The organism is Pseudomonas sp. GW822-FHT06D10 (assembly GCF_058799535.1).
In genome coordinates this window covers 88,817-103,910 of record NZ_JBXALN010000006.1, presented here as the reverse complement: position 1 = coordinate 103,910, position 15,094 = coordinate 88,817, and the positions used below count along the sequence as shown (strand labels likewise).

Here is a 15,094-nt window from a genome sequence, read left to right as displayed (position 1 = left end):
ATGTGGCAAAGCTATGTGAATGGCCTGTTGGTGGCCTTCGGCCTGATCATGGCCATCGGTACTCAGAACGCTTTCGTCCTGGCCCAGAGCCTGCGCCGCGAGCACCACCTGCCGGTGGCGGCACTGTGCGTCACCTGTGATGCGCTGCTTGTGGCGGCCGGCGTGTTCGGCCTGGCCACCGTGCTCACCCAGAGCCCGATGCTGCTGGCGGTGGCACGCTGGGGCGGCGCGGCATTCCTGATCTGGTATGGCGCCCAGGCATTGCGCCGGGCCTGCTCGAAACAGAGCCTGCAGCAGGGCGAAGGACAGACCGTGCGTTCGCTGCGGGCGGTGATGCTCAGCGCCCTGGCGGTGACCCTGCTCAACCCCCATGTGTACCTGGACACGGTGCTCCTGATCGGCTCGCTGGGGGCCCAGCAGACCGAACCGGGCGCCTATGTGGTGGGGGCCGCGAGCGCTTCGCTGCTGTGGTTCTTCACCCTGGCGCTGGGCGCCGCCTGGCTGGCTCCGTGGCTGGCGCGCCCGAGCACCTGGAGGATACTCGACCTGCTGGTGGCGGTGATGATGTTCAGCGTCGCCCTGCAGTTGATCAGCGCCGCGTGACTTATTCCAAAAGGCTCTGGAACCTCTATCCCACACAGTTGTTGCGTGGTTAAGCCGCACCCCCGGTGCTATGATCCGAACCCTGCGCCGCAAAGAGTACAAACTCCCCGGCGCTTGTCTGGCCGCCCGTGATCGGCCTTGCGCTCACCGCAACTGACCTGATTAGGAGAATCATCATGGCTTTCGAATTGCCGCCGCTGCCCTATGCACACGACGCTCTGCAGCCGCACATTTCCAAGGAAACCCTGGAATACCACCACGACAAGCACCACAACACCTACGTCGTGAACCTGAACAACCTGGTGCCAGGCACCGAGTTCGAAGGCAAGACTCTGGAAGAGATCGTCAAAACCTCTTCGGGCGGCATCTTCAACAACGCGGCCCAGGTCTGGAACCACACTTTCTACTGGAACTGCCTGGCGCCAAACGCCGGCGGCCAACCTACCGGCGCCCTGGCTGAAGCCATCAACGCTGCGTTCGGTTCGTTCGACAAGTTCAAAGAAGAATTCACCAAGACTTCGGTTGGCACCTTCGGTTCCGGCTGGGGCTGGCTGGTGAAAAAGGCTGACGGTTCCCTGGCCCTGGCCAGCACCATCGGCGCCGGCAACCCGCTGACCAGCGGCGACACCCCGCTGCTGACCTGCGACGTCTGGGAACACGCCTACTACATCGACTACCGCAACGTTCGTCCAAAATACGTCGAAGCGTTCTGGAACCTGGTCAACTGGAAATTCGTGGCTGAGCAGTTCGAAGGCAAGAACTTCGTCGCTTAAGTCCGTTTGCAGTGTAAAAAACCCGGCCTGGCCGGGTTTTTTTTGCCTGTGGCAAAGCCGGGATCTTGTCCCGCCCACCTGAAGCGCTAAGATTCATGGCAGGTAAAAAACAACGCCGCCCCTCAAGTTGCAAGGCGTCGCTACCGACACACTATCCACAGCACGAGCAATCCTGATTCTGATCACCCGGGCCTGGCCCGCAGACATCCTGTTCTCGGCACTAATGTCACTTTGACGGCCATCACGGGATTGCCAATACTCATGGCAACTTGACGCTACACGCACGGAACAAGGAATAGCCCTTTGAAGCTGGAACTCAAAAACAGCTTGTCGGTGAAGTTGCTCCGGGTTGTGCTGCTGTCGGCACTCATAGTGGGCGTGGTCCTGAGCTGCGCCCAGATCGTCTTCGATGCCTACAAGACTCGGCAGGCGGTAGCTAGCGATGCCCAGCGCATTCTCGACATGTTTCGCGACCCATCGACACAGGCGGTCTACAGCCTGGACCGGGAAATGGGCATGCAAGTCATTGAAGGCCTGTTCCAGGATGACGCGGTGCGCATGGCCTCCATTGGCCACCCGAACGAAACCATGCTCGCGGAGAAATCCCGCGACCTGCAGAAATCCTCCAGCCGCTGGCTGACCGACCTGATCCTCGGTCAGGAACGCACCTTCACTACGCAATTGGTGGGCCGTGGCCCCTACAGCGAATATTACGGCGACCTGAGCATCACCCTCGACACCGCCACTTATGGCCAGGGTTTCATCGTCAGTTCGGTGATCATCTTCATTTCCGGAGTCCTGCGGGCCCTGGCCATGGGCCTGGTGCTGTACCTGGTCTATCACTGGCTGCTGACCAAGCCGCTGTCGCGAATCATCGAGCACCTGACCACCATCAACCCCGACCGCCCCAGCGAACACCAGTTGCCCCTGCTCAAGGGCCACGAGAAGAACGAGCTGGGGATCTGGATCAATACCGCCAACCAGTTGCTGGCCTCCATCGAGCGCAACACCCACTTGCGTCACGAGGCGGAAAACAGCCTGTTGCGCATGGCCCAGTACGACTTCCTCACCGGCTTGCCAAACCGCCAGCAGCTGCAACAGCAACTGGACAAGATCCTGGTGGACGCCGGGCGCCTGCAACGCCGGGTGGCGGTGCTCTGTGTCGGCCTGGATGATTTCAAGGGCATCAACGAACAGTTCAGCTACCAGACCGGCGACCAACTATTGCTGGCCCTGGCCGACCGCCTGCGCGGCCACAGCGGCCGGCTTGGCGCCCTGGCGCGCCTGGGGGGCGATCAGTTCGCCCTGGTCCAGGCCGATATCGAACAGCCTTACGAAGCTGCGGAACTGGCCCAGAGCATCCTCGATGACCTGGAGGCCACCTTCGCCCTGGATCACCAGGAAATCCGCCTGCGTGCCACCATCGGTATCACCCTGTTCCCGGAGGACGGCGACAGCACGGAAAAGCTCCTGCAAAAAGCCGAACAGACCATGACCCTGGCCAAGACCCGGTCACGCAATCGGTATCAGTTCTATATCGCCAGCGTCGACAGCGAGATGCGTCGCCGCCGCGAGCTGGAAAAAGACCTGCGCGAGGCCCTGGCCCGGGATCAGTTCTTCCTCGTCTACCAACCGCAGATCAGCTATCGCGACCACCGTGTGGTGGGCGTCGAAGCGCTGATCCGCTGGCAGCACCCCGAGCATGGCCTGGTGCCGCCAGACCTGTTCATTCCCCTGGCGGAACAGAACGGCACCATCATCGCCATCGGCGAATGGGTGCTGGACCAGGCCTGCCGCCAGCTGCGGGAATGGCACGACATGGGCTTCAGCGACCTGCGCATGGCGGTCAACCTGTCCACCGTGCAACTGCACCACGCCGAGTTGCCACGGGTGGTCAACAATCTGTTGCAGATCTACCGCCTGCCCCCCCGCAGCCTGGAGCTGGAAGTCACCGAAACCGGCCTGATGGAAGACATCAGCACCGCCGCCCAGCACCTGCTGAGCCTGCGCCGCTCCGGCGCCCTGATTGCCATCGACGACTTCGGTACTGGCTACTCGTCCCTGAGCTACCTCAAGAGCCTGCCCCTGGACAAGATCAAGATCGACAAGAGCTTCGTCCAGGACCTGCTGGATGACGATGACGATGCCACCATCGTGCGCGCGATCATCCAGCTGGGTAAGAGCCTGGGCATGCAGGTGATCGCCGAGGGCGTGGAAACTGCCGAGCAGGAGGCCTACATCATCTCCGAAGGCTGCCACGAAGGTCAGGGCTACCACTACAGCAAACCCCTGCCCGCCCGGGAGCTGGGGGCCTACCTGAAACAGGCCCAGCGCAGCAATGCGGCAATCCTCTGAGCCAGGCACGGCGCTGGCGAACCTGACCCAGCGCAATCCCCTGTTGAATAAGAAATATTTCCAGGCACAACCCTTTACACATAATGCAAATCTTTCGCATTATGTCGCAGCTTTTGCGCGCCCCCGCGCCGTCCACTCCCCTCTCGAAGCAGGATGTTCGCCATGATTCGTATGCCTCTGGCTACCGCCAGTCTGTTGGCCATCGCAATTTCCCTCGCCGGCTGCGGCGAAGGCAAAGACGACAAGGCTGCCGCCCAAGCGCCGACCCCGGCCACCAGCACTGCAACCCCAGCGGCCGATGCAGCCGGCAAGGTCGACGAAGCGGCTGCCAAGGCCGTGGTCGCGCATTACGCCGACATGGTCTTCGCCGTGTACAGCGACTCCGAATCCACCGCGAAAACCCTGCAGACCGCCATCGATGCCTTCCTCGCCAAGCCCAACGACGACACTCTGAAAGCCGCCAAGGCTGCCTGGGTCGCCGCTCGCGTGCCTTACCTGCAGAGCGAAGTGTTCCGCTTCGGCAACACCATCATCGATGACTGGGAAGGTCAGGTAAACGCCTGGCCCCTGGACGAAGGCCTGATCGACTACGTCGACAAGAGCTACGAGCACGCACTGGGCAACCCGGGTGCCACCGCCAACATCATCGCCAACACCGAGATCCAGGTCGGCGAAGACAAGGTCGACGTGAAAGACATCACCCCGGAAAAACTCGCCAGCCTGAACGAGCTGGGCGGTGCCGAGGCCAACGTCGCCACCGGCTACCACGCCATCGAATTCCTGCTCTGGGGCCAGGACCTCAACGGCACCGGCCCTGGCGCCGGCGCCCGCCCTGCTTCGGACTACCTGGAAGGTGCCGGTGCCACCGGCGGCCATAACGACCGTCGTCGTGCCTACCTGAAGGCCGTGACCCAACTGCTGGTCAACGACCTGGAGGAAATGGTCGGCAACTGGAAGCCGGACGTGGCCGACAACTACCGCGCCACCCTGGAAGCCGAGCCGGCCGAGACCGGCCTGCGCAAGATGCTGTTCGGCATGGGCAGCCTGTCCCTGGGTGAACTGGCTGGCGAGCGGATGAAGGTTTCCCTGGAAGCCAACTCCCCTGAAGACGAGCAGGACTGCTTCAGCGACAACACCCACAACTCGCACTTCTACGACGCCAAGGGCATCCGCAACGTCTACCTGGGCGAGTACACCCGTACCGACGGCACCAAGATGAGCGGCGCCAGCCTGTCGTCCCTGGTGGCCAAGGCCGACCCGGCCGCCGACGCGGCCCTGAAAGCCGACCTGGCGGCCACCGAAGCCAAGATCCAGGTCATGGTCGACCACGCCAACAAGGGCGAGCACTACGACCAGCTGATTGCGGCGGGCAACGAGTCCGGCAACCAGATCGTGCGTGACGCCATCGCCGCCCTGGTCAAGCAGACCGGCTCGATCGAGCAGGCCGCCGGCAAGCTGGGCATCAGCGACCTGAACCCGGACAACGCCGATCACGAATTCTGATCCGCATTGCGCCAGGCAGAAAGGCGACCCTCGGGTCGCCTTTTTTGTGCCCGCCGCAGCCGTTTGCACAACCTGCAACATCGTTGCCTGCGCCCCGGCCAGCTTGTCCTGGGTCAAACCAAACGATAATTCCTCTTATTCAATCCAGGCCGCCCTGTTAGACTTTGCGCCCTTGTTTTGCTCGTCTTGCAGGATGTCCGATGCCCTCGTTGCCGCTTCGCTGGTCCGCTCTGTTCATGGCCCTGAGCCTGAGTGCCTGCGATGACGCGCCGCGCTTTACCCAGGCCGAACCTGGAGAAGCCCGGGCGGGCGGCGCGACCACGGTCAACAAGAGCGATCGCAATGCCTTCTCCCTGCCGTCGGCCAACCTGCCACCCACCCGGCGCCTGGACTTCAGCGTCGGCAACAGTTTCTTCCGCAGCCCCTGGGTCATCGCCCCCTCCACCACCACCGCCCGCGACGGCCTCGGCCCGTTGTTCAACACCAACGCCTGCCAGAACTGCCACGTCAAGGACGGGCGCGGCCATCCCCCGGCGCCGAATGCGCTGAACGCGGTGTCGATGCTGGTGCGCTTGTCGATCCCCGACGATCCGGCCTTTGCCAGGCTCATCGAACAGGCAGGCATCGTTCCGGAACCGGTGTACGGCGGCCAGTTGCAGGACATGGCCATTCCCGGGGTCGCTCCCGAAGGCCGGGTACGGGTGGACTACGATCCCCTGCCGGTACGTTTCCAGGACGGCACTCAAGTGGAGCTGCGCAAACCCAAGCTGCAGATCACCGACCTGGGCTACGGACCTATGCACCCGGACACGCGTTTTTCCGCCCGGGTGGCGCCACCGATGATCGGCCTGGGGCTGCTGGAAGCCATTCCCGAAGAGGCGATCCTGGCCAATGCCAGGCCGGCGAATAAAAATGCCATCGCCGGCCGGCCCAACTGGGTCTGGGATGACGCCCTGCAAAAGACCGTACTCGGGCGTTTTGGCTGGAAAGCCGGGCAACCCAACCTCAATCAACAAAATGTTCACGCGTTTTCTGGTGATATGGGCCTGACCACCCGCCTGAGACCCTTCGATGACTGCACCGACGCGCAAACCGCCTGCAAGCAGGCCCCCAATGGCAACGGCCCGGATGGCGAGCCGGAGGTCAGCGACAACATCCTGCGCCTGGTGCTGTTCTATACCCGCAACCTGGCGGTGCCGGCACGTCGCGATGTCGACTCGCCCCAAGTCCTGGCCGGCAAGAACCTGTTCTTCCAGGCCGGCTGCCAGTCCTGCCATACCCCAAGTTTCACCACCGCGACCAACGCCGCCGAACCCGAGCTGGCCAACCAGGTGATACGCCCCTACAGCGACCTGCTGCTGCATGACATGGGCGAAGGCCTGGCGGACCACCGCACGGAGTTCAAGGCCAGTGGCCGCGACTGGCGCACCGCGCCGCTGTGGGGCATCGGCCTTACCGAAACCGTCAGCGGCCACACCCAGTTTCTGCATGACGGCCGCGCCCGCAACCTGATGGAGGCGGTGCTCTGGCACGGCGGCGAAGCCGAAGGCGCGAAACAACAGGTCTTGACCTTCAATGCCCAGCAGCGCGCCGCGTTGCTGGCATTCCTGAATTCTCTGTAACGCTCGACTCACACGTTTTCTCCACAATAAAGGGAGCCCGAACATGTTCCGCCCCAAACTGCTGTTCACCAGCCTTGCCGCACTCGCCCTGGGCGCCTGCTCGCCCCAGGACCCACAAGCCGTGACCTCGGCGGCCATCGCCAAGCAGGTCATCCTGCCGACCTACAGTCGCTGGGTCGACGCCGACCGCCAGCTGGCCATTAGTGCCCTGGCCTTCTGTGAAGGCAAGGAAAGCCTGGACACCGCCCGGGCCGACTTCCTCCATGCGCAAAAAGCCTGGGCCGAGCTCCAGCCGTTGCTGATCGGCCCACTGGCCGAGGGCAACCGCTCCTGGCAGGTCCAGTTCTGGCCGGACAAGAAGAACCTGGTGGGCCGTCAGGTGGAGCAACTGGTCACCGCCAACCCGCAGATCGATGCCGCCGCCCTGGCCAAGTCCAGCGTCGTGGTGCAGGGGCTGTCGGCCTACGAATACATCCTCTTCGACAGCAAGATCGACATGGCCGACAGCGCGCAGAAAGCCCGCTACTGCCCGCTGCTGACTGCCATCGGTGAGCGCCAGAAACAACTGGCCGAAGAAATCCTGTCGAGCTGGAACACCAACGACGGCATGCTCGCGCAGATGAGCAAGTTCCCCAACCAGCGGTACGCCGATTCCCACGAGGCCATCGCCGACCTGCTGCGGGTCCAGGTCACGGCTCTGGATACTCTGAAGAAGAAGCTCGGCACGCCGATGGGCCGTCAGACCAAGGGCATCCCGCAGCCGTTCCAGGCCGATGCCTGGCGCAGCCAGTCGTCCCTGCAGGGCCTGGAAGCCAGCCTCAGCGCTGCCCAGACGGTCTGGGCCGGGGTCGACAACAAGGGCTTGCGCGGCCTGTTGCCTGCCGATCAGAAGCCTCTGGCCGACAAGATCGACGCCGCCTACGCCGCCTCGCTGAAACTCTTCGCCAGCACCCAGCGCTCGCTGACCGAAATGCTCAGTGACGACGCTGGCCGCCAGCAACTCAACGACCTGTATGACAGCCTCAACGTGGTCCACCGCCTGCATGAAGGCGAATTGGCCAAGGCGCTGGGGATCCAACTGGGCTTCAACGCCAACGACGGTGACTGATGATGCTGCGACGTCAGGCTTTGGCGCTGGGCAGCCTGCTGCTCAGTGCGGTGACCTTGGGCGGCTGGACGCTGTTCAAGCAAAAGGGCAAGCAGCCCCTGCTGCTTTCGGCCAGGGACGATGGTGACGGCAAGCATTACGCCGTCGGTTATCAACTGGACGGTAAACAGGTGTTTGCCACCCAGGTCGGCCAACGTTGCCATGACATCATCAACCACCCACAACTGCCCATCGCCCTGTTCGTGGCGCGGCGCCCGGGCACCGAAAGCTACCTGATCGACCTGCGCAACGGCGCGCTCCTGCAGACCCTGACCGCGCAACCGGACCGGCATTTCTACGGACATGCGGTGATCCACAAGAGCGGCGAATGGCTGTACGCCACCGAGAACGATACCCGGGACCCGGGCCGGGGCCTGCTGGGTGTCTACCGCTTCGAGGGTGAGCGCCTGGTGCACAGCGGCGAGCTGTCCACCCATGGCATCGGCCCTCACCAGGTGTCATGGATGCCCGACGGGGAAACCCTGGTGGTGGCCAACGGCGGTATCCGTACCGAAGCCGAAAGCCGGGTGGAAATGAACCTCGACGCCATGGAACCGAGCCTGGTCCTGATGCAGCGCGATGGCACCCTGCTGAGCAAGGAAACCCTGGCCCAGCAGATGAACAGCGTGCGCCACATGGGCATTGCCGGCGACGGCACCATAGTCACCGGCCAGCAGTTCATGGGCGCCGCCCACGAATCCTCGGAACTGTTGGCGATCAAGCGTCCCGGCCAGCCTTTCGCCCCCTTCCCGGTAGCCCAGGAACAATTGCAGGCCATGGGGCACTACACCGCCAGCGTGGCAGTGCACAGCGACCTGCGGCTGGTGGCCCTGACCGCTCCCCGCGGCAACCGCTTCTTTATCTGGGACCTGGACAGCGGTGCCGTGCGGGTCGACGCCCCACTGCCCGATTGCGCCGGTGTCGGAGCGGTAGCCGATGGCTTCGTGGTGACCTCGGGACAAGGTCGCTGCCGCTTCTACGACTGCCGCCAGACGCAGATCGTGGCCAAGCCCCTGGACCTTCCAGCGGGCCTGTGGGACAACCACCTGCATCTGATCTGATCATTTCCGGGCAAACAAAAGGCCTCGCATTGCGAGGCCTTTTTCTAGGGGCTGAACAAGCTTCAACTCTGGGGTTTCAATCCTTGAGCCATGCCGAACATGAACAACAACAGGTCATGATCGGGCTTGACCGCCACAGAGGCTTTGGCCACCCGCGGCAACGGGCAATGGGCGTCTCCCTGGGCGCTCAGGACCTGCGTGCGCGGCTGCTCCCAGGCAGCTACGGCCAAAGAAGCGACTGCCAAGGCTCCTGCCAGGAACAAACCTCGTGCAATTTCTAGCTTCATCGCTATAAACCTTTGATGGGGCTGCCAAACACCGTCTTGTAAAAGTAGTAGAGCTTTTGCCAGTCCGTGTCATTCCACGACGAATGGCGACGTAGTTGCTTGAGGTCATGGGCCGCAGCCCGGCGGCTGCTCAAGCGCTGGCGACATTTCTCGAAGTCCAGCAGTGCGACTCGCACCTGAGCCTGCTCGCCCTCGCCGTCCACCCGTACGAAAACGTGCTTGGCGTACAGGCAACCATGTTGCCAACGCCCCTTGTGCATGCGCGCCAGGGTCGCAGCCACCGCCTGCAACAAACGATCATGAAAGGCTTCACCATGGCGCTCACGCCCACCGGCGGCATACCAGTTGTCGACCTCCATGAAGCCCTCTAGCGCTGCGGTGACCAGCAACGCCTGCCATTGTCGCTCCGGGCCACGCCGGGCCCCGCAGAACACCAGTTCCGGGACCTCTACGTCCAGCAGGCGCAGGCCTTGCAGAGCCTCGCGCTCACGCAGGACCGTCGGTCGCCCGAAAGGGTGCAACCAACTGCGATGAATGTGCCCGATCTGCCGCTTGGCATAGAGCAGGCCGCCATTACTGCTTTGAATGCGTTGGACGCCGCTCTCGCCGCCTCGACGCTGATTGGGTTCCTCGACCCATTCACCCTGTTTGTTCCAGAAGTATTCGAAGCAATCTGTGGGCGCGGCATCCAGTTCCGAAGCACATTCAACAGCCATCCTCTTACCTCTTGCGTAATACGTAGACCCGCCACATGGCGTAGAGCGGAAAGAAGTCCAGGTGTTCCTGGACACGAAAGCCGGCTTGCCTGAATTCTTCTTCGACCGTGGCCACCGGTAACACAAAACGATTCTGGTAACCCTCCTGCCCAACTTCAGCCTGACGCTTGCGCTCCATGCGCTTGCGTTTCCAGGCCTTGAAGTTGCCATCGACCCACAACGAGATGATCACGCTGTCACGGCTGACCCGCTGAAACTCCCGTAGCAGCGCCATGCGGTGCTCCGCCTGGCCTATGTGGTGCAATAAACGCATGGAGAAAATGCAGTCCACAGCGTTGTCCGGCAAATCAATGGCAAACGCAGAGGTCTGCAAGGGCCGTACCCGTTTTACCACGTCGGCCGGCTGGGCCACCGTGGCGGTACTCAGCATAGCCGCTGAATTGTCAGCGCCAATGATCACTCGATTGGTTTTTTCTGCCAGCAGCGGCCAGAAACGACCGGCACCGCAGGGCAGGTCCAGTACCAGCCCGGGTTCTCCCGCCAGGGCCAGCGCAGTACGGGCCAATTGTTCGTCACGCCTGTGGGACAACTGCCGCGCCAGACCATCCTGGTGCTTGAGCAGGTATTCCTGGGCGTGTTGGGCATCGTATTTTTCGGAAAATTCCAGCTTGATCGGCGTAGCCATCATCAAAGTCTCCTGCAACTGATGGCGCCACCTTAAGCAGCGACGTGTCAGCGACAGGTCATCCCTTTGTGAAAACTTCGTACCGTCCAACGAGGAAATATTTCAGGGTTTTACAGGCTGAGGACAGTGGCCTGGGGCCACTTAAGAGGAGAAAACGACAAGTGACCGGCCCCGTAAAACAGGGCCGGGAAAGAACAATCAGGTCTTGGCCGAGTTCAGTTGAACGAAAAAACGACAGCCACTGGGCGTCATGGTAGTGAGGCTGACGGTCCAGCCCTGGTTCTCGCAGATCCGCTGTACCAGGGACAGTCCCAGCCCCAGCCCTTCCCCACGCTTTTCATCGCCCCGCACAAACGGCTGGAACATCGCCTCGCGCTTCTCCTCGGGAATGCCCACGCCGCTGTCCTCCACCACGAATCCATCGGGCACCAGGCTCAGGCGGATGAAACCCTGTTCGGTGTAGTGCAAGGCATTGCGCAGCAGATTGCCCATCACCGCATGCAGGAAGGTGGCGTTGTAGCGATTGTCACCTGGGGTTCCGGGCTCGAAGATCAGCTCGAGCCCCTTGGCCTCGATGGCTTCTCGCCAGATACCGGTCAAGTCACTGGCCGCCTGGCTCAGGCTCAGCTGCGGCGACATGCTGGCATCTTCACGCTGGGCTCGGGCCAGCATTAGGAAGGTCTGCACCAGCTCGCGCATCTCGTCGCAAGCGCGAGCGATGCGTTCGACCTGGGCTCGCCCACGAGGGTCCAGCCGTGGATTCTCCAGCAGCAGCTCGCAGGAGGTGGCCAGAACCATCAATGGCGTGCGCAGTTCGTGACTGACGTCGCTGGTGAACAGCCGCTCGCGGCTCAAGGCCTGGCGCAAGCGGCCCAGGGTTGCATCGAAGGCAATGGCCAGCTCTCCCACCTCGTCCGCCGCGTAGTCCGGCGCCAGAGGCGGAGCCAGGCCCAGCAGTTGATCCCGGTGGCGCACCTGCCGGGCAAGACGCACCACCGGCGCCATCACCCGGCGAGCCAGGACCCAGCCGAGAAACACCGCCAGCGCCAGGCTCAGGACAAAACCTACCAGCACCACGGCGAACAGCACCCGCTCACGCTCTTCGAAATCGCTCTGGTCCTGCAGCAGCACATAGCGCCGACCGTCCACCACCTCGACCATGGCGTGATAGGACAACTCCTCGCGGAACACCTCGTGGAACCCCGGATCCAGATGGCGCAAATCCTTGGGCAGCTCGAAGTCACCGCGCCCGCCACTGTAGTAGAACAACTGGTCGGGCTCGGGACGGTGGCTCCAGTCGCCGACGTTATCCATCAGCAACAGGCGTTGCAGGTCACCGCCCAGGCCTGCGGAGATGAGCTTCTCCTCCACCAGGTGCACCGTCGCCACGATGCCCATGGCGAACGCCCCCGCCACCAGTGCGCTCATCAACGCAAAGGCGATGATGATGCGCTGGGCAAGGCTCTGCTTAAACTCCATCTCGGCCCTCGGCCAGGCGATACCCGACACCGTGCACGGTGTGCAGCAGCGGCTTGGCGAACGGCTTGTCGATCACCTGGCGCAATTGGTGAACGTGGCTGCGCAGGCTGTCGCTGTCCGGGCAATCGTCGCCCCACAGGGCTTCTTCGAGGATCTCCCGACGCAGCACATGGGGGCTTTTCTGCATCAGCACCGCCAGCAGCTTGAGGCCCACGGGGTTGAGCTTGAGCAAGCGGCCTTCGCGGGTGACCTCCAGGGTATCGAGGTCGTAGCTCAGGTCGCCAACCTGCAGCGACCGACGGCCACCACCCTGGGAACGGCGCATCACCGCCTCGATACGCGCCGCCAGTTCCGAGAGAGCGAAGGGTTTGAGCAGGTAGTCATCCGCCCCGGACTTGAAGCCCTGAAGGCGGTCGTCGAGCTGATCGCGGGCGGTGAGCATGATCACCGGAGTATCACGCCGGGCGTCTTCGCGCAGGCGCTTGCACAGGGTATAGCCATCGATTCCCGGCAGCATGATATCGAGCACGATCAGGTCGTAATGCTCGGTGGCCGCCAGGTGCAACCCGGACAGGCCATCCTGGGCGCAATCCACGGTATAGCCCTTGAGCCCCAGGTAGTCAGCCAGGTTGGCGAGAATATCGCGGTTATCTTCAACCAGTAGAATTCGCATCGGCACTCTCTCCGTGCAGGGTTACGGCCATCTTGGCTCGCGCAGCTTAAGGCCAAGTCCGGCTCGCCGCCAGCCTTGTCGGCCGGTGCCTGGCAGAGTTTTCCCGGGCCTGGGGGCTTAACAATATTTTCACCAGCGGTTCACAAGCTGACTACAGGGACAACCTCAGACTGCGGGCCATTTGCCCCCAAGGAACACCCTCTGATGGATCTTCTCAAGACAGCTCCGGCGCGTTTCGTGCTGCTGCTGACCAGCACCTGGCTGGCGATTTTCCTGCTGACCCGCGGCATTTTGCTGCTCACCCACCTCGACGAAGCCGGTAGCGGCTGGCTGCCGCTGTTTGGCGTCGGCCTGCTCTACGACCTGGGTTTCCTGGCCTATGCCGCCCTGCCCCTGGGCCTGTACCTGGTGCTCTGCCCACCCGCCCTGTGGCGTCGGCGCGGCCACCGCTGGCTGTTGCAAGGCCTATTCAGTCTGAGCCTGTTCGCCATGCTGTTCACGGCCGTGGCGGAGTGGCTGTTCTGGGATGAATTCGGCGTGCGCTTCAACTTCATCGCCGTCGATTACCTGGTGTACTCCGACGAGGTTCTCAACAACATTCTCGAGTCCTACCCGATCGGCCTGTACATGAGCCTGCTGGCCCTGGCGGCAATCGCCCTGAGCCTGGCCCTACGCAAGCCCCTGACAGCTGCGCTGGATGCGCCCTTGCCGCCTCTGCGTGGCCGCCTGCTCAGTGCCCTCGGCCTGCTGCTGGTGGCCGGCGCCAGCCTGCAACTGCTCAGCCAGGACAGCCCGCGCAGCCAGGGCGGCAACGCCTATCAGAACGAACTGGCGAGCAACGGCCCCTATCAGTTCTTTGCCGCCTTTCGTAACAACGAGCTGGACTACCAGCAGTTCTATCGCAGCCTGCCCGCCGATGTGGTGGCCCGCCAGATGCGCGCCGAACTGAATGAACCCAATGCTCGCTTCATCGGCAAGGACCCGCTGGATATCCGGCGCGCCATCGACAACCCGGGGGCTCCACGCACCCCCAACATCGTCCTGGTGACCATAGAAAGCTTCAGCGCGAAATACATGGGCAGCAACGGCGACGACCGCAACCTGACCCCGAACCTGGATGCGTTGCGCGCACAGAGCCTGTACTTCAACAACTTCTACGCCACCGGCACCCGCACCGACCGCGGCCTGGAAGCCATCACCCTGGCGATTCCCCCCACCCCGGGGCGCTCCATCGTCAAGCGCATCGGTCGTGAAAGTGGTTTCGCCAGCCTTGGCCAGCAACTGCGGTCGGTGGGTTACGACAGTGTGTTTGTCTATGGCGGCCGGGGTTACTTCGACAACATGAACGCCTTCTTCAGCGGCAACGGCTACCGCGTGGTGGACCAGAGCAGCGTCGAGGAGTCCGAGATCCACTTCAAGAACGCCTGGGGCATGGCCGACGAAGACCTTTACACCCAGACCCTGAAGCTGGCGGACGCCGACTACGCACAGCAGCGGCCCTTCCTGTTGCAACTGATGACCACCTCCAACCATCGCCCTTACACCTATCCCGATGGCCGGATCGACATCAAGTCCGGCAAGGGCCGGGACGGCGCGGTGAAATACACCGACTACGCCATTGGCGAGTTCCTCAAGGCCGCCCGCCAGAAGCCCTGGTTCGACAACACCATTTTCGTGTTTGTCGCCGACCACACCGCAGGCAGCGCGGGCAAGGAAGACCTGCCCATCAGCAACTATCAGATTCCGTTGTTCATCTATGCGCCCAAGCTGATTCCGGCGCAGGAAAATGCACAGCTGGCCAGCCAGATCGACCTGGCGCCAACCCTGCTGGGCCTGTTGAACCTGGACTACGAGTCGACCTTCTTCGGACGCAACCTGCTGCAGGACAACCCCCTGCCTCCCCGGGTGCTGGTGGGCAACTATCAGCACCTGGGCCTGTTCGACGGCCAGGACCTGGCGATTCTCAGCCCGCGCCAGGGGTTGCGCCGGCATGACCAGGCCCTGGGCGCCAGCCAGGAATCCCGGGTAGCGGACAGCGATCCGTTGATCCAGCGCGGCATCAGCTACTACCAGAGCGCCAGTTATGGCTTCAAGCAGCAATTGCTGGGCTGGAAGGCGCCCAAGGCAGCGGCGGATGAACTGAGCCAGCGCTGAAGTCGTTCGCGGGCAAGCCCGCTCCTACAGAAGTGG

At 62.8% G+C, this 15,094-nt stretch carries 13 protein-coding genes; 8 read left to right on the top strand and 5 right to left on the bottom strand.

The features are described from left to right. The 7 genes from AC1RL5_RS21070 (at position 1) to AC1RL5_RS21040 (ending at position 9,064) form a co-directional block, all read left to right on the top strand. On the top strand, positions 1-603 hold the full coding sequence (locus tag AC1RL5_RS21070) for a LysE/ArgO family amino acid transporter (protein WP_011063079.1): 603 nt from the start codon (positions 1-3) through the stop codon (positions 601-603). Positions 604-779: 176 nt separating this feature from the next. Further along, on the top strand, positions 780-1,376 hold the full coding sequence (locus tag AC1RL5_RS21065) for a superoxide dismutase (RefSeq protein WP_011063080.1): 597 nt from the start codon (positions 780-782) through the stop codon (positions 1,374-1,376). Between the two features lie 303 nt (positions 1,377-1,679). Continuing rightward, a complete protein-coding gene (locus AC1RL5_RS21060) occupies positions 1,680-3,731 on the top strand; it encodes a putative bifunctional diguanylate cyclase/phosphodiesterase (RefSeq protein WP_011063081.1) in 2,052 nt (683 codons plus the stop codon). Between the two features lie 162 nt (positions 3,732-3,893). Beyond that, positions 3,894-5,234: an imelysin family protein gene (locus AC1RL5_RS21055; RefSeq protein WP_011063082.1), complete on the top strand. Its 1,341-nt coding sequence runs from the start codon at positions 3,894-3,896 to the stop codon at positions 5,232-5,234. Positions 5,235-5,434: 200 nt separating this feature from the next. Beyond that, entirely contained in the window at positions 5,435-6,856 is a 1,422-nt protein-coding gene (locus tag AC1RL5_RS21050) for a di-heme oxidoreductase family protein (RefSeq protein ID WP_123577012.1), read from the top strand. 43 nt (positions 6,857-6,899) lie between these two features. Then, positions 6,900-7,964, top strand: coding sequence for an imelysin family protein (locus tag AC1RL5_RS21045; protein ID WP_011063084.1), 1,065 nt, complete (start codon positions 6,900-6,902; stop codon positions 7,962-7,964). A gap of 2 nt (positions 7,965-7,966) precedes the next feature. Next, positions 7,967-9,064, top strand: coding sequence for a DUF1513 domain-containing protein (locus tag AC1RL5_RS21040; RefSeq protein ID WP_015636803.1), 1,098 nt, complete (start codon positions 7,967-7,969; stop codon positions 9,062-9,064). A 62-nt stretch (positions 9,065-9,126) separates the two neighbouring features. Here the strand turns inward: AC1RL5_RS21040 and AC1RL5_RS21035 are convergent, their stop codons facing one another. From AC1RL5_RS21035 to colR, 5 genes are all read right to left on the bottom strand, one after another. Then, positions 9,127-9,351: a hypothetical protein gene (locus tag AC1RL5_RS21035; protein ID WP_041119677.1), complete on the bottom strand. Its 225-nt coding sequence runs from the start codon at positions 9,349-9,351 to the stop codon at positions 9,127-9,129. Between the two features lie 2 nt (positions 9,352-9,353). Continuing rightward, the gene (locus AC1RL5_RS21030; RefSeq protein ID WP_072450828.1) at positions 9,354-10,067 is read right to left on the bottom strand and encodes a lipopolysaccharide kinase InaA family protein; all 714 of its coding nucleotides are present in this window, start codon (positions 10,065-10,067) and stop codon (positions 9,354-9,356) included. 4 nt (positions 10,068-10,071) lie between these two features. Beyond that, positions 10,072-10,752 (bottom strand): class I SAM-dependent methyltransferase, encoded by a 681-nt coding sequence (locus tag AC1RL5_RS21025; protein WP_072450989.1) that lies wholly within the window; start codon positions 10,750-10,752, stop codon positions 10,072-10,074. Positions 10,753-10,950: 198 nt separating this feature from the next. Further along, complete coding sequence (locus AC1RL5_RS21020; RefSeq protein WP_072450829.1) at positions 10,951-12,231, bottom strand: sensor histidine kinase; 1,281 nt, start codon at positions 12,229-12,231, stop codon at positions 10,951-10,953. Next, positions 12,221-12,904 carry a two-component system response regulator ColR gene (gene colR, locus AC1RL5_RS21015; protein ID WP_011063090.1) on the bottom strand — a complete coding sequence of 228 codons (684 nt, stop codon included), beginning with the start codon at positions 12,902-12,904 and terminating at the stop codon, positions 12,221-12,223. The genes AC1RL5_RS21020 and colR overlap by 11 nt, the downstream gene beginning before the upstream one ends. 204 nt (positions 12,905-13,108) lie before the next feature. On the opposite strand from colR, the gene AC1RL5_RS21010 reads away from it, so the two are divergent. After that, positions 13,109-15,058 carry an LTA synthase family protein gene (locus AC1RL5_RS21010; RefSeq protein WP_123577016.1) on the top strand — a complete coding sequence of 650 codons (1,950 nt, stop codon included), beginning with the start codon at positions 13,109-13,111 and terminating at the stop codon, positions 15,056-15,058. The last annotated feature ends 36 nt before the right edge of the window (positions 15,059-15,094 follow it).